Source organism: Sphingomonas arvum, assembly GCF_026013565.1.
Taxonomy (GTDB): Bacteria; Pseudomonadota; Alphaproteobacteria; order Sphingomonadales; family Sphingomonadaceae; genus Sphingomicrobium; species Sphingomicrobium arvum.
In genome coordinates, this window is the sequence record NZ_JAPDOB010000002.1 from 763574 (window position 1) to 784397 (window position 20824).

Genomic DNA, 20824 nt, shown 5'->3' on the forward strand with positions numbered 1-20824 from the left:
GGCCTTGAAGCGTGCATTAACCATTGGGGATGTCGTCGACAAAGGTTAATATCGCCTAAACCGCTGGATTGCCGCGGGAACGTTGCGGGAAAGCCGCAGTGGGGACGGCGGAGCTGGAAGAAGGGCACCGTCCTCCCTGCTTGGGCAGCCATGTTGCCAGCCGGCCAAGCTCCTGCCAGTCAGCCCTCATGTCCCTGTCCGACCGCATCCTGTTCATTGATGGCGAAGCGCTGGTGATCGACAAGCCGGCCGGGCTGCCGGTTGACCGGCCGCGTTCCGGCGGGCCGAGCATTGAGGGGCGGATTGACGAGCTGAAAGCCGGCTTCCAACGACCGCCGGTGCCGATGCACCGACTGGACCAGGACACGTCCGGCTGCCTGCTGCTGGCGCGCCACCAGAAGGCAGTGAAGCGCTTCCAGGCGAGCTTCGAGGCCGGAGAAGTGCGCAAATCCTACCTGGCGGTGGTCGCTGGCGAGCTGGTGGACGATGAAGCGGCGATCGACCTGCCCCTGGCCAAGGTGTCTACCGCGCGCGACGGCTGGCGGATGGAGATCGACGAGGGCGGCAAGCCGGCGCTGACCCGCTGGCGGCGGATCGCCTCGGCCGAGGGGCAGACGCTGTTGGAACTCCGGCCGGAGACCGGGCGGACGCACCAGCTGCGCATTCATGCTGCCCGCGGGCTGCTGGCGCCGATCGTCGGCGATCCGGTCTATGGCGGAGCGCGCTCAGGCGGCGGGGTGATGGCCGGGCCGGACTGCGGCATGCTGCTGCATGCCTGGCGGCTGGCGGTGCCGCGCGAACCGCACGACGAGATCGACGTCACCGCGCACGTGCCTGAGCGGTTCGGCCGCTGGCGCGACTATCTGCCATGAGGCCGGAGGACGTGGTCATTCCGGAGGAGGCGCTGAGCGAGCGGTTCCTGGCGGCGACCGGACCGGGCGGGCAGAACGTCAACAAGGTGGCGACCGCCTGCCAGCTGCGCTGCGACGTGTTCCGCCTCGGCCTGCCGCCGCATGCGTATGAGAAGTTGAAGAGCCTGGCCGGTAGTCGGATGACGGTCGGGGGCGAGTTGCTGATCACCGCCCGCAATTACCGGACCCAGGAGGCCAATCGGGAGGATGCTCGCAAGCGTCTTGCCGAGCTGATCGCCGCTGCCCATGTGCGGCAGGCCAAACGGCGGCCGACCAAGCCGAGCCGGGCGGCCAAGGCCAAGCGGGTCGACGCCAAGAAAGGGCGGGGCGCGGTAAAGGCGGGGCGTGGAAAGGTGACGCTGGACTGATGTATGATTTCAAGATCGCCGCGGCTGACAAGCAGACGCTCTATGCCGACCTGCTGTCCGCGCTGGAGGGGCTGACGGCCGGCGAGCCTGACCCGATAGCCAACATGGCCAATGCCGCAGCGCTAATCTGGGAGAGCCTGCCGGAGCTCAACTGGGCCGGTTTCTACCGCAACGTCGATGGTGAGCTCGTCCTTGGGCCGTTCCAGGGTCGGGCGGCCTGCATCCGCATTCCGTTCGGCAAGGGCGTGTGCGGCGCTGCGGCGGCGACGCTGCAGGTGCAGCGGGTCGACGACGTCCATGCTTTCCCTGGGCACATCGCCTGCGATGCAGCGAGCGCGTCGGAGCTGGTGGTGCCGATCGTACGCGACGGTGAGCTGATCGCCGTGCTGGACCTCGACAGTCCGCACAACGCGCGGTTCACGGCCGAGGACGAGGCGGGCTGCGTGGCGGTGTGCGAGCTGCTGGCGCGGGTGCTCTAGCTCAGTTGCTCCAGTCGCTCGTCGCTGAGCGAGCCGGGGATGATCATGACTGGGCAAGGGAGCTTGCCCGCGTCAGTTCCGGCGAAGGCGGCGACGAGCGCGCCGGGCGAGCCGCTGGGGGCGGCGCCGAGGACCAGTGCGTCGATGTCCTCGCGCGCGCCGATGAGGTCGCGGACGACCTGCACGGGGTCGCCTTCCTGGACCATGATGCGCGGCGTGATGCCGGCGGCGCTGACGATCTCGCCGACCGCGGCGGAGACGCTGCCTTCGATGCGGAGGCGCTGTTCCTCCTCGATCGCGGCCTGAACGCCGCCCCATTGGACGAAGTCCTGCGGTTCGGCGACCGCGAGTACCTCGATTGCGCCATCGGTCTTGGCGGCGCGGCGCGCGGCGAAGCGCAGGGCTTGGCGGGCTTCGGCACTGTCGTCGATCACGACCAGGTAGGTGCGCTTGGGGCTGTCCATCGCCGCGCAGCTTAGGCCACGGCGCTTGACGGGCAAAGGGGCTTGGTCTTTGGACTTCGGCGATCCACGACCAATCGCTAGCAAGGCTCCCCATGGCGACCGAACTCAAGATGCCCGCTCTGTCCCCGACCATGGAAGAAGGGACTCTCGCCAAATGGCTGGTCAAGGAGGGCGACACCGTCAGCAGCGGCGACATCCTGGCCGAGATCGAGACGGACAAGGCGACCATGGAGTTCGAGGCGGTGGACGAGGGCACCGTTGCCAAGATCCTGGTGGCCGAGGGTACGGACGGGGTGAAGGTTGGCACACCGATCGCGCTGATCGCGGCCGAGGGCGAGGATGCGGGAGCCGCTACTCCGGCGCCGGCCGCGGAGGCTCCCAAGCCCGCGCCGGAAGCAGCGAAGCCAGCGCCGGAAGCACCTGCTCCCCAGCAGGAAGAGCAAGCGGTCGCGGCGACCGCGCCGGCTGCGGTCGAGACTCCGGCGGCTCCGGCCGAGCCGGCAGCGCCGCCGACGGCCGAGGGCGAGCGGATCAAGGCGAGCCCACTCGCACGGCGGCTGGCGCAGGCGCAGGGAATCGACCTGTCGACGTTGAAAGGCAGCGGGCCGGGCGGCCGGATCGTGCGGGCGGACTTGGGTCAGGCCGCGGGTGGTGTGATGGCGCAGCCGCAGGCACCAGTCGCGGCTCAGCCGAGCGCTGCGCCGGCCGCCACCCCGGTTGCACCGGCCCAGCCATTCTCGACGGATATTCCGCACGAGGCCGTGAAGCTCAGCAACATGCGCAAGACGATCGCGCGGCGGCTGACCGAGGCAAAGCGCGAAATACCGCACATCTACCTGACGGTCGACGTGCGGCTGGACGCGCTGCTGAAGCTGCGGGGCGAGCTGAATGGGACGCTGGCGGCACGGGGCGTGAAGCTCAGCGTCAACGACATGCTTATCAAGGCGCTGGCGCTGGCGCTGGAGGCGGTGCCGGAGTGCAACGTGTCGTTCACGCCGAACGAGTTGATCATGTACCGCCGCGCCGACATCTCGGTGGCGGTGAGCATCGACGGTGGTCTGATCACGCCCATCATCCAGGATGCCGGGTCCAAGTCGATGTCTCGTATTTCGACCGAGATGGCGGAGCTGGCCGGACGGGCGAAGGCCGGCAAGCTTGCCCCGCATGAATATCAGGGCGGCACCGCCAGCATCTCCAACATGGGCATGTTCGGGATCAAACAGTTCGACGCCGTCATCAACCCGCCCCAAGCGATGATCCTGGCGATTGGCGCGGGCGAGAAGCGGCCTTATGTCGAGGGCGACCAGCTGACCGTCGCGACCGTAATGAGCGCCACCGGCAGCTTCGACCACCGCGCCATCGACGGCGCGGACGGCGCCCGCTTCATGAAGGCGTTCAAGGAACTGGTGGAGAACCCGCTGGGACTGGTTGCGTAGGTGGTGCCGGGAAGGAAGAGGGGCCAGATGAGCTTCCCTCCACTCCTTTTGAAATCTTACCTCTTCGGCACACTCGCGGCGGCAATCGCGCTTCATGTTGCTGTTTCGTTAATCGCTCCCGGCGAAGGGGGCACGACTGTCGCACTTACCAGTGGCTCGATCTTTCCGGCGATCTTGGTCGTGATTGCCGGCGTCGCACTGATTGCGTTTCCGGTTGCTGCACTTGTCAGCTGGCCTCTTCGCGGCCTTGTTGCCTCGCGACCTGTACTTGCCTTCGTTCTCGCGACGGGCACTGGGTTAGCTGTCGGTGCGGTTCTAACAAGAACACAGTTCCAAACTGGGCCCGGAGACTTCTGGTCCGGTCCTCTGGTTGGTTTTGTGTACGGAGCAGTTTGGTTCTGGGTGGTGTGCAACGCTTCGCGAAGGGCCCAGTCACTTGGTTGACCGAACCCCTCTCATCCGCGCTACCGCCATGCCGGCCGACACCAACCCGTATGGCGGCGTCTTCGGGGGGTGGTTAATGGGGCAGATGGGGCTGGCGTGCGGGTCGTTTGCCTCGCGGCACTCGGGCGGCAAGGCGATCCTGGTGGCGGCGGATGAGGTTCGGTTTCCCGGGGCGATGGCGGTGGGCGATGAGCTCAGCGTCTATGTCGAGCTCTTGCGGCAGGGGCGGACGTCCTTGCGGCTGAAGGCCGAGGCGATCGGGCGCGAGCGGGACGGCGATAAAGAGACGGTCGTCGCGAGCGGCGAGTTCACCTTTGTCGCGCTGGACGAGAACAACAGGCCGCGGTTGATCGCGGCAGAGGAAGTGACCGATGGCTGACCAATATGACGCGATCGTGCTCGGCTCCGGGCCGGGCGGCTATGTGGCGGCGATCCGCTGTGCGCAGCTGGGCCTCAAGACGGCGATCGTCGAGCGGGAGAACCTCGGCGGCATCTGCCTCAACTGGGGCTGTATCCCGACCAAGGCGCTGCTGCGCTCGGGCGAGGTGTATCACCAGATGAAGCATGCCGAGAGCTACGGGCTGTCGGCGGGGCAGGTCGGGTTCGACCTCGCCAAGGTGGTGGCGCGCAGCCGGGCGGTCGCCAAGCAGCTCAACCAGGGCGTTGCGCACCTGATGAAGAAGAACAAGATCGCCGTGCACATGGGGACCGGCAAGCTGACCGGGTCGGGGAAGATGCACGTCGACCTCAACGACGGGAAGGCCGTCGACCTCGAGGCGAAGCACATCATCGTGGCCACCGGGGCGCGGGCGCGGGAGCTGCCGTTTGCGCAGTCGGACGGCAAGCGGCTGTGGACCTATCGCCATGCGATGGTGCCCGAGACCATGCCGACCGAGCTGCTGGTGATCGGTTCGGGCGCGATCGGGATCGAGTTCGCCAACTTTTACAACGACCTCGGCGCCAAGGTGACCGTGGTCGAGATGGTTGACCGGATCGTGCCGGCCGAGGACGAGGAGGTCAGCGCGGCGCTGCGCAAGAGCCTGGAGAAGCAGGGCATGACCATCCTGACCGGCGTCGGGGTGCAGAGCCTCAAGGCGGACGGGCAGGGCGTCGCCGCCGAGATCAAGATGGCGGATGGTAAGGTCGCGCCGCACCGGTTCAGCCACTGCATCGTGGCGGTCGGCATCGTCCACAATATCGAGGGCATCGGCCTGGAGGAGCTGGGGGTGGCCGTCGACAAGGGGCGGATCACCATCGACGATTATGGTCGGACCAGCGTTTCGGGCGTGTGGGCGATCGGCGATGTGACCGGTGCGCCGTGGCTGGCGCACAAGGCGAGCCACGAGGGCATCACCGCCGCCGAGAGCATCGCTAAGGAGCTGGGCAACAGGCAAGTCCACCCGCACGTCATGGACGCCAGGAACATCCCGGGCTGCACTTACTGCCACCCGCAGGTCGCCTCCGTGGGCCTGAGCGAAGCCAAGGCCAGGGAGGCCGGCTACGAGGTGCGGGTCGGCAAGTTCCCGGCGATCGGCAACGGCAAGGCGATCGCGCTGGGCGAGACTGAAGGGTTCATCAAGACGGTGTTCGACGCCAAGACCGGCGAACTGCTGGGCGCGCACATGATCGGCGCGGAGGTGACCGAGCTGATCCAGGGCTACACGGTGGGCAAGACGGCCGAGCTGGTGGAGGAAGACTTCATCAACACCATCTACCCGCACCCGACCCTGTCGGAGATGATGCACGAAAGCGTGCTGGCGGCCTACGACCGGGTGCTGCACATCTAGGCTTCGGCGGAACGCACCCGCCGGAGCAGGGTTGTCCGGAGCGAAGCTTTCGGAGACCCCCTTAATGACCCGTTTCGCTGTGCTCGCGTCCGTGGCCGTCCTGTCGCTGGCCGCCGCCGCGTGCAAAGAACCCGACCTGACCGCCTCCCAGAACGAGCCGCAGGCGGCCGAGCTGAACACGCCGGACGATCCGGGAGTGGCCAACATGGCGGCGCCGGCGGGAGCGTCGGTCGCGGCTCCGCAGTTCGCGGCTCAGGCCGCCGGCAGCGACCTGTTCGAGATCGCCAGCGGCAAGCTCGCGCAGCAGAAAGGCGAATCGGCGGGCGTGAAGCGCTTCGGCGAGCAGCTAGTGGAGGAGCACACCAAGTCGTCGAACGAGATGAAGGCGGCGCTGGCAGGGGTGCAGCCCGCCATTGCCTTGCCGAGCGCGCCGCCGGCCGAGCTCCAGGCCAGGCTGCAGGCGCTGCAGGGCCTGTCGGGCAAGCAGTTCGACCAGCGGTTCATCGCCGACCAGATCGCCAGCCACCAGCAGTCGTTGGCGGCGGTGAACGGCTATATCGCCTCAGGTGACAACCCGGCGCTGCGCGACTGGGCGCGCAAGGCGACCGGAGTGATCCAGAAGCACCTCCAGCAACTCAACCGGATGAGCCAGCGATGACCGACAGCAGCAGCACTCTTGAGCGCCCGCAGACCAAGCGCGGCTTCGTCGGCGACATCGAGGAGCAGACCTGCGCCAACACCGACTTCCGTCGCGTCCTCTATACCGGCCAGCACCTGCAGCTGGTGCTGATGACGCTGCAGCCCGGCGAGGAGATCGGCGAGGAGGTGCACGAGGACCGCGACCAGTTCTTCCGCTTCGAGGAGGGCTCGGGCGTGGTGCTGATCGACGGTAAGGAGAGCCCGGTCGAGGACGACTTTGCCGTGGTGGTGCCCGCGGGCGCGCGCCACAACGTGCGCAACACGGGCGACCGGCCGCTCAAGCTCTATACCGTCTACGGTCCCCCCGAGCACAAGGACGGCGTAGTACAGGCAACCAAAGAGGAAGCGGACCGCCGCCACCATGACGAGGAATGGGACGGCGGCACGACCGAGTAGCCGTTAAGCCTTCCTCAGGAAGATGGCGCTACCCTCCACACGAGGAGGGGAGCGGCATGCGCAAGTTTCATTATCGGACCGGGCGCAACGCCTTTGCCGCCATCGGCCTGGGCATCCTGGCGCTGGCGTGCGGCCTGGCCTGGTTGGGTGATGGCGAATGGCCGCTCGCCCTCGGGTTCGTCCTGTTCGGAGCGGCCGGCGTCAAGGCGGCGGCCAACGCCATGAGCGATGAGCCGGCCTTGGTGTTTGATGCCTACTGCCTCAAGGTGCGAACGTCGTTCGGCGTCCGGGAGGCGCTCTGGTCCGACGTCCAGGCGATCAGCCTGGAGGTATTCACCTATCGTTATTGGGGCATCATCCCGATCGCCCGTCACGAGAACCTGGTGATCAAGACGGGTGGAGGTACATTCGGATCGAGGCGGCTGCGGATCGCAGTCAAGTCGATCGAGTTGCCACCGGGCGGGTCGACAGAGTTGGTTCACCTCCTGCACCAGCAGCATGTTGCTGCGGTCGGGCAGGCGGGAGTCGCCATGGCCGGTGCGGACCAGCACGGCTGGGGTGTTCGGCCGGGGAGAGCGGCAAGGGTCGCGGTGGACACCGACGAGTCGTTGACGGGCTTTGATCCCGACGCGGCATTGGCCCGCTACCTTGCCGCGCGGGAGCAGCAGCCCGAGGTAGCGGCCGCCGAGCGCGCGATCGGGCAAACACCACAGATCGTGCCCCAGCCCGCACGGGCCGCGTTCGGGCGCAAGGGCCTGTAACCAGCCGCGGGGGCGTTGACCGCCTCCGTCCTGCGATGTAAGGGGCGGCCGTCCGCGAGGAGCGTGCTCGGTAGCGGACAGAGCTGAACATTGTGCTCTCTCAGGTGAGATGGCCGGCGGCCTTCGGGTCAACCGGCCTTCGCGCTTGAAGGCCAAAGTAACCGCCGGGTCTTCCGGTAACAACAAGGTGAAGGGCTTCATGCCAACGATCAACCAGCTGATCCGCAAGGGTCGCGAACCGCAGAAGGCCAAGTCGAAGGTCCCTGCGATGGAGCAGAACCCGCAGAAGCGCGGCGTCTGCACCCGTGTTTATACCACGACCCCGAAGAAGCCGAACTCGGCGTTGCGCAAGGTGGCCAAGGTCCGCCTGACCAACAGCCGTGAGGTCATCAGCTACATCCCGGGCGAGGGCCACAACCTGCAGGAGCACTCGGTGGTGCTGATCCGCGGCGGCCGTGTGCGCGACCTTCCCGGTGTGCGCTACCACGTGCTGCGCGGCGTGCTCGACACGCAGGGCGTCAAGGACCGTCGCCAGAGCCGGTCCAAGTACGGCGCCAAGCGGCCCAAGTAAGCTGATCGTTGGCCGCCCGCGACTAGACGCGGGCACCGCTCAAGAAGGAAGAGACACATGTCCCGTCGTCGTCGCCCAGAAAAGCGCGAGATCCTCCCCGATCCGAAGTTTGGGGACATCACCCTGTCCAAGTTCATGAACAGCGTCATGCTGGACGGCAAGAAGTCCGTCGCCGAAGGCATTGTCTACGGCGCGCTTGATAACGTGGAAACCCGCTTGAAGCGCGAGCCGCTGGCCGTGTTCCATGACGCGCTGAACAACGTCAAGCCAGGCATTGAAGTCCGCAGCCGCCGCGTTGGCGGTGCGACCTACCAGGTTCCGGTCGAGGTCCGCGACGTGCGCGCCCAGGCGCTGGCGATCCGCTGGCTGATCTCGGCTGCGCGCGCCCGCTCGGAAAAGACCATGGCCGGCCGCCTGTCGGGCGAGCTGATGGACGCCGCGCAGAACCGCGGCAACGCCGTCAAGAAGCGCGAGGACACGCACCGCATGGCCGAAGCGAACCGCGCCTTCAGCCACTACCGCTGGTAAAACAAACACCTATATGTTGGGGACGCGGGTCGCTGGCTCGCTCCCCACATCGCTAAGGAATTGACGATCATGGCCCGCAGCCATCCGCTCGAGCGTTACCGCAATATCGGCATCATGGCGCACATCGACGCCGGCAAGACCACGACGACCGAGCGCATCCTCTATTATACCGGCAAGTCCTACAAGATCGGCGAGGTCCATGAGGGCACCGCGACCATGGACTGGATGGAGCAGGAGCAGGAGCGCGGGATCACGATCACGTCGGCCGCGACGACCTGCGTGTGGCGGGCCGAAGAAGGCAAGGGCGAAGAGCACCGCATCAACATCATCGATACGCCGGGTCACGTCGACTTTACCATCGAGGTCGAGCGCAGCTTGCGCGTGCTGGACGGCGCGGTGGCCTGTTTCGACGGCGTCGCCGGCGTTGAGCCGCAGTCGGAGACCGTGTGGCGCCAGGCCGACAAGTACGGCGTGCCGCGGATGTGCTTCGTCAACAAGCTGGACCGCACCGGCGCCAACTTCGACTATTGCGTGCAGTCGATCGTCGAGCGCCTCGGCGCGCGTCCGGCCGTCCTGTACCTGCCGATCGGCATTGAGGGCGGCTTCAAGGGCCTGGTCGACCTGGTTGAGAACCGCGCGATCATCTGGCTCGAGGAGAGCCTGGGCGCGAAGTTCGAGTACCAGGAGATTCCGGACGAGCTGAAGGACAAGGCGGCCGAAGCCCGCACCGCGCTCATTGAGATGGCGGTCGAGCAGGACGACGAGGTCATGGAGTCCTATCTCGAGGGCAACGAGCCGGACACCGCGACGCTCAAGAAGCTGATCCGCAAGGGTACGCTCGGCATGGCATTCGTGCCGGTGGTCTGCGGCTCGGCGTTCAAGAACAAGGGCGTGCAGCCGCTGCTCGACGCGGTGGTCGACTACCTGCCGAGCCCGCTGGACGTGCCGGCCATCAAGGGCATCCTGCCCGATGGCTCGGAAGACAGCCGTGCATCGGACGACAATGCGCCCTTCTCGGCGCTGGCGTTCAAGATCATGAACGATCCGTTCGTCGGCACCTTGACCTTTGCCCGCATCTACTCGGGCAAGCTGGAGACTGCCTCGCAGGTCCAGAACTCGGTCAAGGAGAAGAAGGAAAAGGTCGGCCGCATGCTGCTGATGCATGCGAACGAGCGCGAGGACATCCAGATCGCCTACGCGGGTGACATCGTCGCTCTGGCGGGCCTCAAGGACACCACCACGGGTGACACCCTGTGCGCCACCAACGCGCCGATCATCCTGGAGCGGATGGAGTTCCCCGAGCCGGTGATCGAGCTGTCGGTGGAGCCCAAGACCAAGGCCGACCAGGAGAAGATGGGCGTGGCGCTCAACCGCCTTGCCCGCGAGGACCCGTCGTTCCGTGTGTCGACCGACCACGAGTCGGGCCAGACCATCATCAAGGGGATGGGCGAGCTCCACCTCGAGATCCTGGTCGACCGCATGAAGCGCGAGTTCAAGGTCGAGGCCAACGTCGGCGCGCCGCAGGTGGCTTATCGCGAGTATCTCGCGAAGCCGGTCGAGCTCACCTACACCCACAAGAAGCAGTCGGGCGGCTCCGGCCAGTTCGGCGAGGTCAAGGTTTCGCTGAAGCCGGGCGAGCGTGGTTCGGGCTTCCAGTTCTTCGACGAGATCAAGGGCGGCAATATTCCCAAGGAATATATCCCCTCGGTCGAGAAGGGCATGCGCGAGACGGCGGAAACGGGCTCGCTGATCGGCTTCCCGATCATCGACTTCGAGGTCCACCTGACCGACGGCAAGTACCACGACGTCGACTCCTCGGCGCTGGCGTTCGAGATCTGCGCCCGCGGCGCGATGCGCGAAGCGGCCCAGAAGGCCGGCATCAAGCTGCTGGAGCCGATCATGAAGGTCGAGGTGGTGACGCCGGAGGATTACCTGGGCGACGTCATCGGTGACATGAACAGCCGCCGCGGCCAGATCCAGGGCACCGACAGCCGGGGCAATGCCCAGGTGGTCGAGGCGATGGTCCCGCTGGCCAACATGTTCGGCTACGTGAACCAGCTGCGCTCGTTCACCCAGGGCCGCGCTCAGTACAGCATGCAGTTCTCGCACTATGACGAGGTTCCGCAGAACGTGGCGGACGAGGTCAAGGCGAAGCTGGCGTAACCTGATTTTTGACGCTAAGGGCGCGCTCGCAATCGGGCGAGCGGGCCCATTCAACACCTAGAAGAGGCGTACAATGGCGAAGGCGAAATTCGAGCGGAACAAGCCGCACTGCAACATCGGCACCATCGGTCACGTCGACCATGGCAAGACCTCGCTGACCGCGGCGATCACCAAGGTGCTGGCCAAGACCGGCGGCGGCGTCGCCGTTGACTTCGCCAACATCGACAAGGCGCCGGAAGAGCGCGAGCGCGGCATCACCATCTCGACCGCCCACGTCGAGTATGAGACCGCCAACCGTCACTATGCGCACGTCGACTGCCCGGGTCACGCCGACTATGTGAAGAACATGATCACCGGCGCGGCCCAGATGGACGGCGCGATCCTGGTGGTGTCGGCCGCCGACGGCCCGATGCCGCAGACCAAGGAGCACATCCTGCTCGCGGCGCAGGTCGGCGTTCCGACCATGGTCGTGTTCCTGAACAAGGTCGACCAGGTCGACGATCCCGAGCTGCTCGAGCTGGTCGAACTGGAAATCCGCGAGGAGCTCTCCAAGCGCGGCTTCGACGGCGACAACATTCCGATCGTTGCCGGTTCGGCCCTGGCCGTTCTGGAAGACAGCAACGAAGAGATCGGCGAGCAGGCCATCCTGAAGCTGATGCAGGCGGTCGACGACTGGATCCCGCAGCCGGAGCGTCCGCTCGACAAGCCGTTCCTAATGCCGATCGAGGACGTGTTCTCGATCTCGGGTCGCGGCACCGTGGTCACCGGCCGCGTCGAGACCGGCGTCGTCAAGGTGGGCGAGGAAGTCGAGATCGTCGGCATCAAGGACACCAAGAAGACGGTCGTCACCGGCGTCGAGATGTTCCGCAAGCTGCTCGACCAGGGCCAGGCCGGCGACAACATCGGTGCGCTGATCCGCGGCGTTGGTCGTGACGAGGTCGAGCGCGGCCAGGTGCTCTGCAAGCCGGGCTCGATCACCCCGCACACCGACTTCCAGGCGGAAGTCTACGTCCTCAGCAAGGACGAGGGTGGTCGTCACACGCCGTTCTTCGCCAACTACCGTCCGCAGTTCTACTTCCGGACCACGGACGTGACCGGTGAAGTGCAGCTGCCGGAAGGCACCGAGATGGTCATGCCGGGCGACAACGTGTCGCTGGGTGTGAAGCTGATTGCTCCGATTGCCATGGACACCGGCCTGCGCTTCGCGATCCGCGAAGGTGGCCGCACCGTCGGCGCCGGCGTCGTCGGCAACATCACCAAGTAAGTCCCGACGCCGCAGGGCCTAGGAACGATAGAGGGCCCGGTACTCGCAAGAGTGCCGGGCCTTTTGCTGTGGTGAGCCACCTCATTTGAAGCGGCGGCTTACATCCGCTTACAACACCCTATACCTCCGGGCTGAAGGCAGTGGCAGCTGTACAGCCGGAGCACGGAGCCTTGGGGGGTTGATGGGTTCTCGATTGATGCTCGTGCAGTTCAGGGCTTTCCGTTGTGCACTCGTCGCGGCCCTTGCGTACGCAGCGCCGGCCGTCTTGGCGGCGGCCACGCCTTCGGCGGCCGTCGAGGAGGCAATCACCAAGATCAAGGCGATGGCCTTTCGCTCCCCGCAGGTCGATTGGTCAGCGCTGGAAGCGCGCGTTCGGGCTGCCGCTGAAGGCGCTAAGGACGATGTCGACCTGCTGCGCGCATACCAGATCCTGGTAGGAGGGCTTGGCGACGGTCACAGCTTCGTGAACGTCTCCGCCGACGATCGAGCCTTGTTCAAGGAGCGCTACGGGCACGAGTTCGACTCCGGACGCGCCCTCAAGAAACCGACGTCCAAGTTCATTGGCCGCCGTGATCCGGAAGTCCGCCAGATGGCTATTGGGGCCAGACAGGCTGCGCTGATCGTCGTGCCACTGAAGCTTGGCGGCGGCGAGTCAGCCCGCGCTTACGCGGACGTCATATATCGAGGCGTCACCGGCGCTCCGCTCGGCACCTGCGGCTATGTCGTGGACTTGCGGGGAAACAGCGGCGGCAACATGTGGCCGATGCTCGCCGGCCTGAGTTCCCTGCTGGGAGACGGATGGCGCTCGTACGAACTGGATGCGAGCGGCAAGACGACTTCTTATGCGAGGTTGGAGAAAGGGGCGGCGGTCATCAACGACGGCGAGCAGAAGGACCTGAAGATCGTTGGGGTGAGCGACTGGGCCTCCCATCCTGCGCTTGCGCGTGCACCCGTTGCTGTCCTGATTGATGACGCGGTAGCTAGTTCAGGTGAAGGTGTCGCCGTGGCGTTCAAAGGACGACCGCACACGCGCTTCTTCGGACAACAGACATTCGGCGTCGCCAGCTCGAACGAGGGGTTTGTCGTCGGCGACCGGGTCAACATCGTCGTGACCACGGGAATGATGGTGGACCGGACCGGGCGCACATACCCCGACGGCGTTCCACCTGACCAGCAGGTCCCCCCTAGCGCTGCGAGTGTCGCCCCCGGTGACGATCCGGTGGTGAAGGCGTCCGCCCGATGGCTCTCAAGTCAGCCTACTTGCGGGCGCCCGCGCTTGAGACAGGAACGCCCCCGACGCTGAACTGCGGCTTGGGCCGCGTCACCGTTTGCGGTCGTCTGCCGCACGCCGCACGCGACACGGGGGTTGATCCTACGGCTCGTCCTCTGTAGAGGCGCCTCCACAGACGGGGATTCGTCACCGTCACCAAACTTTAAGCGTTGAGGTCGTCCGCCTCGGGAAACCGGGAATAGGCGGGTGCGGCCTCTTGTTGTTCGGGCCGGCAACGGCCTGGTGGCTCTTTCGCATCGGTAGTGGACATGGAAACGCAGAACATCCGGATTCGCCTGAAAGCCTTCGACCACCGCGTGCTCGACCAGGCGACCGGCGACATCGCCGACACGGCCCGCCGCACCGGCGCCCTCATTCGCGGTCCCATTCCGCTGCCGACGCGCATCGAGAAGTTCACGGTGAACCGCTCGCCGCACGTCGACAAGAAGTCGCGCGAGCAGTTCGAGGTCCGCACCTACAAGCGCCTGCTGGACATCGTTCAGCCGACCCCGCAGACGGTCGATGCGCTGATGAAACTCGATCTCGCCGCGGGTGTGGACGTGGAGATCAAACTGGCCTAAGGGCCTGGCACCGGCGGTGGAATCGCTCCTCAAGCGATCCTGCTGGTGCAACAAGACAAGGGATACCGCGGGCGGCCTTCGGGTCACCCGGTCTGCGTCCCCCGCTCTCGCCCCTGGGCGAGAATAGCCCAGCGGGGGCTCGCATCATTCACCGGGCTAGGGGTGCCGCCGAAGCGATGCTTCGAAGGGTGCCCCGCATGCCCGCCAGCGTGAGTTGGCGGGCCTCTGTAGGGGAGTGCAAGATCATGCGCACTGGCGTGATCGCGAAGAAGGTCGGAATGACCCGCCTGTTCGGCGCGGACGGTCGGCACGTGCCGGTTACCGTTCTGCAGCTGGACGGCGTGCAAGTCGTCGGTCGCCGCGAGGCCGACAAGGATGGATATACCGCCGTTCAGCTCGGCGCCGGCTCGGCCAAGGCGAAGAATGTCGCCAAGCCGCAGCGTGGCGCCTTCGGCAAGGCCGAAGTCGAGCTGAAGGCGAAGGTTGCCGAGTTCCGCGTCGCTGAGGACGCGCTCCTCGACGTCGGCGCGGAGATCTCGGCCGAGCATTTCGTCGCCGGCCAGCTGGTCGACATCTCGGGCGTGACCCAGGGCAAGGGCTTTGCCGGCGCCATGAAGCGTTGGGGCTTTGGCGGTCTGCGGGCCACTCACGGTGTCTCGGTCTCGCACCGTTCACACGGTTCGACCGGTAACCGCCAGGATCCGGGCCGCGTCTTCAAGAACAAGAAGATGGCCGGTCACATGGGCGCCCGCAACCGCACCCAGCAGAACCTCGAGATCGTGCGCACCGACGCGGAGCGCGGCCTGCTGTTCGTCAAGGGCTCCGTCCCGGGGCACAAGGGCAGCTGGCTGACCGTGCAGGACGCGATCAAGCTGCCACGCCAGGACGCCGCGCCCTATCCGGCCGGTCTTCGCCAGGCCGCGCAGAACAACAACGCCGACGTGAGCGCCGACAACTCGGTCGCCGCTGACGAAAGCACGGAAGGCTAAGCGATGAAGGTCGAAATCAAGACCCTGGACGCGCAAGGCGGCGGCGACCTGGAGCTCAACGATGCCGTGTTCGGTGTCGAGCCCCGCGCCGACATCCTGCACCGCGTCGTCACCTGGCAGCTGGTGAACCGCCGCGCCCCGGCGCGCGCCACCCGCGAGCGTTCGGACGTGGCCCGCACCGGCAAGAAGTTCGGTCGCCAGAAGGGCGGCGGTACGGCTCGTCACGGCGACCGCCGCGCCCCGATCTTCATCGGCGGTGGTAAGGCTCACGGTGCCCGCGCCCGCGTGTTCAGCGCTTCGCTGAACAAGAAGGTGCGTCAGCTCGGCCTCAAGATGGCGCTGTCGAGCAAGGCTCAAGGCGGCCAGCTGATCGTGGTCGACAACCTGGACGTGCCCGAGGGCAAGACCAAGGCGCTCGTGGAGCGGCTCGGCAAGCTCGGCTTCGGCAAGAGCGCGCTGGTGATCGACGGCGACGCGCTGAACGTCAGCTTCGCCCGTGCCTCGTCGAACCTGGAAGGGCTCAACGTCCTGCCGGCGATCGGCGCCAACGTCTACGACATCATGCGCCACGAGACCCTGGTCCTGACCAAGGCCGCGGTTGAGAAGCTGGAGGCCCGCTTCAATGGCTAAGCAGCCGACCACGGCGATCGACAATCGCCACTACGACGTCATCCTGGCGCCGCACATCACCGAGAAGACGACCATGCTCTCCGAGCATAACGCGGTTGCCTTCAAGGTCGCCGGTACCGCGTCCAAGCCGCAGATCAAGGCCGCCGTTGAGGCGCTGTTCGGGGTCACGGTGACGGGCGTCAACACCATCGTCCAGAAGGGCAAGTCCAAGCGCTGGAAGGGTACGCCGTACCAGCGGTCGGACGTGAAGAAGGCGATCGTAACCCTCGCCGAGGGCCAGTCGATCGACGTCACCGAAGGGGCTCGGGGTTAATGGCACTCAAGCAATACAAGCCGACGAGCCCGGCCCGGCGTGGCCTGATCCTCGTCGACAAGTCGGCGCTCTGGAAGGGCAAGCCGGTCAAGGCGCTGACCGAAGGCAAGCGCAAGACTGGTGGCCGCAACAACAAAGGCCATGTGACCAGCCGCGGCATCGCGGGCGGCCACAAGCAGAAGTACCGGATCGTCGACTTCAAGCGGCGCACCTGGGACGTCACGGCGACGGTCGAGCGGCTCGAGTACGACCCCAACCGGTCGGCGTTCATCGCGTTGGTCACCTACGAGGGGGGCGAGCAGGCCTACATCCTGGCTCCGCAGCGTCTCGCTCCGGGTGACAAGGTGGTGGCCGGCCGCAAGGTCGACGTGAAGCCGGGCAATGCGATGGAGATCGGCCAGATGCCGGTCGGCACTATTGTCCACAACGTCGAGCTGAAGCCCGGCAAGGGCGGTCAGATCGCCCGCGCCGCTGGCACCTACGTCCAGGTCGTCGGCCGTGACCGCGGGATGGTGATCGTCCGCCTGAACTCGGGCGAGCAGCGCTATGTCCGTTCGGACTGCATGGCGACTGTCGGTGCGGTGTCGAACCCGGACAACGGCAACCAGACGCTGGCCAAGGCCGGCCGCAGCCGTTGGCTGGGCCGCCGTCCGCTGACCCGCGGCGTCGCCAAGAACCCGGTCGACCACCCGCATGGCGGTGGTGAAGGCCGGACCTCGGGCGGCCGTCACCCGGTTACCCCGTGGGGCAAGCCGACCAAGGGTGCGCGCACCCGTCACAACAAGGCGACCGACAAGTTCATCATCCGGTCGCGTCACGCGAAGAAGAAGGGCTAACAGAAGATGGCTCGTTCCGTCTGGAAAGGTCCGTTCGTCGAGCTGTCGCTCCTGAAGAAGGCGGAAGCCGCTCAGGAGGCGAGTAAGCGCGCGCCGATCAAGACCTGGTCGCGTCGCTCGACCATCCTGCCGCAGTTCGTCGGCCTGACCTTCAACGTCTACAACGGCCGCAAGTTCGTGCCGGTGTCGGTCAACGAGGACATGGTCGGCATGAAGCTGGGTGAGTTCGCGCCGACGCGCTACTTCCCTGGCCACGCCGCCGACAAGAAGGGCAAGCGCTAATGGGCAAGCCAGCTGCACCCCGCCGCGTGGGCGACAAGGAAGCGCTCGCGATCGGCAACACCATCCGTGGTTCAGCGCGCAAGCTGAACCTGGTGGCCCAGCTCATCCGCGGCCGCCGCGTTGAGGAAGCGCTCAACATCCTAAAGTTCAGCCCGAAGGGCATGAGCGAGGATGTCTATAAGGTGCTCGCCTCGGCCGTCGCCAACGCCGAGAACAACCACAACCTCGACGTCGACGCGCTGGTCGTCGCCGAGGCGAGTGTCGGCAAGTCGATCAGCATGAAGCGCTTCGCGACCCGTGCGCGTGGCCGTTCCAGCCGGATCGTCAAGCCGTTCAGCCGAATCCGCGTCGTCGTGCGCGAGCAGGAAGAAGCCTAATGGGTAACAAGAGCTCTGCGATCGGCCTTCGGCTGCAGATCAACCGGACTTGGGATAGCCGCTGGTTCGCGGAAGGCCAGGACTATGGCCGGCTGCTGCTGGAGGATCTCAAGATCCGCCAGTACATCTTCAAGACGCTGCCGCAGGCCGCGATCTCGAAGGTAGTGATCGAGCGTCCGGCCAAGCTGTGTCGCATTTCGGTCTATGCCGCCCGTCCGGGCGTGATCATCGGCAAGAAGGGCGCCGACATCGACAAGCTGAAGCGGACCCTGTCCAAGATGACGGGTTCCGAGGTCAGCCTGAACATCGTCGAGATCCGCAAGCCGGAAGTCGATGCGCGCCTGGTGGCGCAGGGCATCGCCGACCAGCTCGAGCGCCGTATTGCCTTCCGCCGCGCCATGAAGCGCGCCGTGCAGTCCGCGATGCGCCTGGGTGCCGAAGGCATCCGGATCGAGTGCGGCGGTCGTCTCGGCGGCGCCGAGATCGCCCGCTCCGAGCGCTATCGCGAAGGTCGGGTGCCGCTGCACACGTTGCGCGGTAACGTCGATTATGCCGAGGCCCAGGCCCACACCGCTTACGGCGTGTGCGGCGTGAAGGTCTGGGTGTTCAAGGGTGAGATCCTCGGCCACGACCCGCTGGCCCAGGACCGCCTGATGATGGAAGCGCAGACCTCGGGCGTCCGCCCGGCGCGCGACGACGACCGGCGCCGGTAAGGAACAGACAACATGCTGCAACCAAAGCGCACCAAGTTCCGCAAGGCTTTCAAGGGCCGTATCCACGGCAATGCCAAGGGCGGAACCGAACTGAATTTCGGCGCCTTCGGCCTCAAGGCCATGGAGCCGGAGCGGATCACCGCGCGGCAGATCGAGGCGGCCCGCCGCGCGATCACCCGCCACATCAAGCGCCAGGGGCGTTTGTGGATCCGCATCTTCCCGGACCTGCCCGTGTCCAGCAAGCCGGCCGAAGTCCGCATGGGCTCCGGTAAGGGCGCGCCCGAATATTGGGTCGCCCGGGTCAAGCCCGGCCGCATCCTGTTCGAGCTGGACGGCGTTCCCGGTCCGCTCGCCAAGACGGCGTTCGAGCGTGCGGCCGAAAAGCTGCCGATCAAGGTCAAGGTGGTTGCCCGCCTTGGCGAAACCCTGGTTGAGGCTGACTAACCATGGCCAAGCGTGAAGACCTGACCGTCAAGACTGACGACCAGCTGCAGCAGCAGCTGGGCGACCTGAAGCGTGAGCAGTTCAACCTGCGCTTCCAGGCCGCCACCGGTCAGCTGGAGAAGGCTAGCCGGGTGCGCGAGGTTCGTCGCACCATCGCCCGCATCAAGACGCTGCAGCACGCTCGGTCCAAGACCGTCGCGGCGCAGGGTTAAGGAGTTCAATCGATGCCCAAGCGCGTCCTGACCGGCACCGTGGTGTCCGACAAGGCCGACAAGACCGTGGTGGTCCGCGTCGAGCGGCGGGTTAAGCACCCGCTGTACGGCAAGATCATCAAGCTGTCGAAGAAGTACCATGCCCACGACGAGGCGAATGCCTATTCGGTGGGTGAGCAGGTCCGCATTCAGGAATGCGCGCCATTGTCGAAGCTCAAGACCTGGACCGTGGTCGAGCGTGTGTCGGAAGCCAAGGCCTCCGATCTCGCCGAAGCGGCCAACGCTTGAACCGCGAAGGGATAGGGTAGACCCATGATCCAGATGCAGTCCAACCTGGACGTCGCGGACAACAGCGGGGCCAAGCGCGTCCAGTGCATCAAGGTGCTGGGCGGGTCCAAGCGCCGTACGGCGGGCGTTGGCGACATCATTGTCGTGTCCGTCAAGGAAGCGCAGCCCAAGGGCCGCGTGAAGAAGGGCGACGTGCACCGTGCGGTGATCGTCCGTACCGCCAAGGACATCCGCCGTCCCGACGGTTCGGTGATCCGCTTCGACAGCAACGCCGCCGTGCTGGTCAACAAGAACGAGGAGCCGATCGGCACCCGTATCTTCGGCCCGGTGGTGCGCGAGCTGCGCGCCCGCAAGCACATGAAGATCATCAGCCTGGCGCCGGAGGTTCTGTAATGGCTGCCGCGAAGATCAAGAAGGGCGACCGCGTGGTCGTTCTGTCCGGCAAGGACAAGGGCAAGACCGGCGAGGTCACCCAGTCGCTGCCGAAGGAGCAGAAGGTGGTCGTCAGCGGCGTCAACGTCGCCGTTCGTCACCGCAAGCCGAGCCAGGCCGAGCCGCAGGGCGGCCTGGAGCGCAAGGAAGCGCCGCTGCACGTGTCCAAGGTCGCGATTGCCGACCCGAAGACCGGCGGTCCGACCCGCGTCCGCTTCGAGGAGCGTGACGGCAAGAAGGTCCGCGTGGCGGTCAAGTCCGGGGAACTGATCAATGGCTGATAGCTACACTCCGCGCCTCAAGCAGGACTATGAGGATCGTATCGCGCCGGCGATGATCGAGCGGTTCGGTTACAAGAACCGCCTCGAGGTCCCCAAGCTCGAGAAGATCGTCATCAACATGGGCGTCGGCGAGGCGACCCAGGACAAGAAGAAGGTTGAGCAGGCCGCCGGCGAAATGCAGGCGATCGCCGGGCAGAAGCCGGTGATCACCAAGGCCAAGAAGTCGATCGCCCAGTTCAAGCTGCGCGAAGGCATGCCGATCGGTTGCAAGGTGACCCTGCGCCGCGAGCGCATGTTCGAGTTCCTGGATCGGCTTGTGACCGTGGCCCTGCCACGCGTCCGCGACTTTCGCGGCCTCAACCCCAAGTCCTTCGATGGCCGTGGCAACTACGCCATGGGCCTGAAGGAGCAGATCGTGTTCCCCGAGATCAACTACGACCAGATCGACAAGGTTCGGGGCATGGACATCATCGTCACGACGACCGCGAAGACGGACGAGGAAGCGCGCGAGCTGCTGCGCCTCTTCAACTTCCCGTTCCCGGGCGCCGAAGACCAGAAGCAGGCCGCCTGAGCGGCCGTAGGAGAGAACTTAAGTCATGGCGAAACTGAGTTCCATCAACAAGAACGAGCGGCGTCGCAAGCTGGTGGAGAAGACTGCTCCCAAGCTTGAGAAGCTCAAGGCGAAGGCCAACGATGAGTCGCTCGACGAGACCGAGCGGCTGATCGCCCGGCTCAAGATGGCCGAGCTGCCGCGCAACGGCAACAAGACCCGCATCCGTAACCGGTGCGAGCTGACGGGCCGTCCGCGTGCGTACTACCGCAAGTTCCGTCTTTCGCGCGTGATGCTGCGGGAATTGGGCAACAAGGGCCTGATCCCGGGTCTCACGAAGTCGAGCTGGTAAGGG

At 65.9% G+C, this 20824-nt stretch carries 30 protein-coding genes; 29 read left to right on the plus strand and 1 reads right to left on the minus strand.

Annotated elements, in window-relative coordinates:
- The first annotated feature begins 188 nt into the window (after positions 1-188).
- Genes OMW55_RS11290 through OMW55_RS11300 form a run of 3 tightly spaced genes read left to right on the plus strand, consistent with a single transcriptional unit; the run spans position 189 to position 1758 of the window.
- Positions 189-872: an RluA family pseudouridine synthase gene (locus OMW55_RS11290; protein WP_264883212.1), complete on the plus strand. Its 684-nt coding sequence runs from the start codon at positions 189-191 to the stop codon at positions 870-872.
- Positions 869-1279, plus strand: coding sequence for an alternative ribosome rescue aminoacyl-tRNA hydrolase ArfB (gene arfB / locus OMW55_RS11295; RefSeq protein WP_264883214.1), 411 nt, complete (start codon positions 869-871; stop codon positions 1277-1279). Before OMW55_RS11290 ends, arfB begins: the two co-directional genes overlap by 4 nt.
- On the plus strand, positions 1279-1758 hold the full coding sequence (locus OMW55_RS11300; protein ID WP_264883215.1) for a GAF domain-containing protein: 480 nt from the start codon (positions 1279-1281) through the stop codon (positions 1756-1758). Before arfB ends, OMW55_RS11300 begins: the two co-directional genes overlap by 1 nt.
- Here OMW55_RS11300 and OMW55_RS11305 read toward each other — a convergent pair.
- Positions 1755-2222, minus strand: coding sequence for a universal stress protein (locus OMW55_RS11305; RefSeq protein ID WP_264883216.1), 468 nt, complete (start codon positions 2220-2222; stop codon positions 1755-1757). The genes OMW55_RS11300 and OMW55_RS11305 overlap by 4 nt on opposite strands.
- 92 nt (positions 2223-2314) lie before the next feature.
- On the opposite strand from OMW55_RS11305, the gene OMW55_RS11310 reads away from it, so the two are divergent.
- From OMW55_RS11310 to rpsN, 26 genes are all read left to right on the plus strand, one after another.
- Complete coding sequence (locus tag OMW55_RS11310) at positions 2315-3658, plus strand: pyruvate dehydrogenase complex dihydrolipoamide acetyltransferase (RefSeq protein WP_264883217.1); 1344 nt, start codon at positions 2315-2317, stop codon at positions 3656-3658.
- A 436-nt stretch (positions 3659-4094) separates the two neighbouring features.
- Positions 4095-4481, plus strand: a complete 387-nt coding sequence (locus OMW55_RS11315; RefSeq protein ID WP_264883219.1) for an acyl-CoA thioesterase — start codon at positions 4095-4097, stop codon at positions 4479-4481.
- Entirely contained in the window at positions 4474-5889 is a 1416-nt protein-coding gene (gene lpdA, locus OMW55_RS11320; protein WP_264883220.1) for a dihydrolipoyl dehydrogenase, read from the plus strand. Before OMW55_RS11315 ends, lpdA begins: the two co-directional genes overlap by 8 nt.
- Before the next feature lie 64 nt (positions 5890-5953).
- Complete coding sequence (locus tag OMW55_RS11325; protein WP_264883221.1) at positions 5954-6547, plus strand: DUF4142 domain-containing protein; 594 nt, start codon at positions 5954-5956, stop codon at positions 6545-6547.
- Positions 6544-6984, plus strand: a complete 441-nt coding sequence (locus tag OMW55_RS11330; protein WP_264883222.1) for a cupin domain-containing protein — start codon at positions 6544-6546, stop codon at positions 6982-6984. The genes OMW55_RS11325 and OMW55_RS11330 overlap by 4 nt, the downstream gene beginning before the upstream one ends.
- Positions 6985-7040: 56 nt before the next feature.
- Positions 7041-7745 (plus strand): hypothetical protein, encoded by a 705-nt coding sequence (locus OMW55_RS11335; RefSeq protein WP_264883223.1) that lies wholly within the window; start codon positions 7041-7043, stop codon positions 7743-7745.
- Positions 7746-7944: 199 nt separating this feature from the next.
- Positions 7945-8316 carry a 30S ribosomal protein S12 gene (gene rpsL / locus OMW55_RS11340; protein WP_235068262.1) on the plus strand — a complete coding sequence of 124 codons (372 nt, stop codon included), beginning with the start codon at positions 7945-7947 and terminating at the stop codon, positions 8314-8316.
- A 57-nt stretch (positions 8317-8373) separates the two neighbouring features.
- Positions 8374-8844 (plus strand): 30S ribosomal protein S7, encoded by a 471-nt coding sequence (gene rpsG, locus OMW55_RS11345; protein ID WP_264883226.1) that lies wholly within the window; start codon positions 8374-8376, stop codon positions 8842-8844.
- A gap of 69 nt (positions 8845-8913) precedes the next feature.
- Positions 8914-11007, plus strand: coding sequence for an elongation factor G (gene fusA, locus OMW55_RS11350; protein ID WP_264883228.1), 2094 nt, complete (start codon positions 8914-8916; stop codon positions 11005-11007).
- A gap of 73 nt (positions 11008-11080) precedes the next feature.
- Positions 11081-12271 (plus strand): elongation factor Tu, encoded by a 1191-nt coding sequence (gene tuf / locus OMW55_RS11355; RefSeq protein WP_264883229.1) that lies wholly within the window; start codon positions 11081-11083, stop codon positions 12269-12271.
- Positions 12272-12467: 196 nt separating this feature from the next.
- On the plus strand, positions 12468-13574 hold the full coding sequence (locus OMW55_RS11360; RefSeq protein ID WP_264883230.1) for a S41 family peptidase: 1107 nt from the start codon (positions 12468-12470) through the stop codon (positions 13572-13574).
- Between the two features lie 236 nt (positions 13575-13810).
- The gene (gene rpsJ / locus OMW55_RS11365) at positions 13811-14122 is read left to right on the plus strand and encodes a 30S ribosomal protein S10 (RefSeq protein ID WP_028969184.1); all 312 of its coding nucleotides are present in this window, start codon (positions 13811-13813) and stop codon (positions 14120-14122) included.
- A 245-nt stretch (positions 14123-14367) separates the two neighbouring features.
- Positions 14368-15111 (plus strand): 50S ribosomal protein L3, encoded by a 744-nt coding sequence (gene rplC, locus OMW55_RS11370; RefSeq protein ID WP_264883234.1) that lies wholly within the window; start codon positions 14368-14370, stop codon positions 15109-15111.
- Positions 15112-15114: 3 nt separating this feature from the next.
- Positions 15115-15741, plus strand: a complete 627-nt coding sequence (rplD, locus tag OMW55_RS11375) for a 50S ribosomal protein L4 (protein ID WP_264883236.1) — start codon at positions 15115-15117, stop codon at positions 15739-15741.
- Positions 15734-16054, plus strand: a complete 321-nt coding sequence (locus tag OMW55_RS11380) for a 50S ribosomal protein L23 (RefSeq protein ID WP_264883237.1) — start codon at positions 15734-15736, stop codon at positions 16052-16054. Before rplD ends, OMW55_RS11380 begins: the two co-directional genes overlap by 8 nt.
- Positions 16054-16890: a 50S ribosomal protein L2 gene (gene rplB / locus OMW55_RS11385; RefSeq protein WP_264883239.1), complete on the plus strand. Its 837-nt coding sequence runs from the start codon at positions 16054-16056 to the stop codon at positions 16888-16890. The genes OMW55_RS11380 and rplB overlap by 1 nt, the downstream gene beginning before the upstream one ends.
- A gap of 6 nt (positions 16891-16896) precedes the next feature.
- Positions 16897-17172: a 30S ribosomal protein S19 gene (gene rpsS / locus OMW55_RS11390; RefSeq protein ID WP_264883241.1), complete on the plus strand. Its 276-nt coding sequence runs from the start codon at positions 16897-16899 to the stop codon at positions 17170-17172.
- The gene (gene rplV, locus OMW55_RS11395; RefSeq protein WP_264883242.1) at positions 17172-17549 is read left to right on the plus strand and encodes a 50S ribosomal protein L22; all 378 of its coding nucleotides are present in this window, start codon (positions 17172-17174) and stop codon (positions 17547-17549) included. Before rpsS ends, rplV begins: the two co-directional genes overlap by 1 nt.
- Entirely contained in the window at positions 17549-18262 is a 714-nt protein-coding gene (gene rpsC / locus OMW55_RS11400; protein WP_264883243.1) for a 30S ribosomal protein S3, read from the plus strand. Before rplV ends, rpsC begins: the two co-directional genes overlap by 1 nt.
- A gap of 12 nt (positions 18263-18274) precedes the next feature.
- Positions 18275-18706 (plus strand): 50S ribosomal protein L16, encoded by a 432-nt coding sequence (rplP, locus tag OMW55_RS11405; RefSeq protein ID WP_264883245.1) that lies wholly within the window; start codon positions 18275-18277, stop codon positions 18704-18706.
- Between the two features lie 2 nt (positions 18707-18708).
- A complete protein-coding gene (gene rpmC, locus OMW55_RS11410; RefSeq protein WP_264883246.1) occupies positions 18709-18918 on the plus strand; it encodes a 50S ribosomal protein L29 in 210 nt (69 codons plus the stop codon).
- Between the two features lie 12 nt (positions 18919-18930).
- Positions 18931-19206: a 30S ribosomal protein S17 gene (gene rpsQ, locus OMW55_RS11415; protein ID WP_264883249.1), complete on the plus strand. Its 276-nt coding sequence runs from the start codon at positions 18931-18933 to the stop codon at positions 19204-19206.
- Positions 19207-19230: 24 nt separating this feature from the next.
- Positions 19231-19599, plus strand: coding sequence for a 50S ribosomal protein L14 (gene rplN, locus OMW55_RS11420; RefSeq protein ID WP_264883250.1), 369 nt, complete (start codon positions 19231-19233; stop codon positions 19597-19599).
- The gene (gene rplX / locus OMW55_RS11425) at positions 19599-19919 is read left to right on the plus strand and encodes a 50S ribosomal protein L24 (RefSeq protein ID WP_264883252.1); all 321 of its coding nucleotides are present in this window, start codon (positions 19599-19601) and stop codon (positions 19917-19919) included. The genes rplN and rplX overlap by 1 nt, the downstream gene beginning before the upstream one ends.
- Positions 19912-20490 carry a 50S ribosomal protein L5 gene (gene rplE / locus OMW55_RS11430; RefSeq protein WP_264883254.1) on the plus strand — a complete coding sequence of 193 codons (579 nt, stop codon included), beginning with the start codon at positions 19912-19914 and terminating at the stop codon, positions 20488-20490. The genes rplX and rplE overlap by 8 nt, the downstream gene beginning before the upstream one ends.
- A 25-nt stretch (positions 20491-20515) precedes the next feature.
- Positions 20516-20821, plus strand: coding sequence for a 30S ribosomal protein S14 (gene rpsN, locus OMW55_RS11435; protein WP_264883256.1), 306 nt, complete (start codon positions 20516-20518; stop codon positions 20819-20821).
- The last annotated feature ends 3 nt before the right edge of the window (positions 20822-20824 follow it).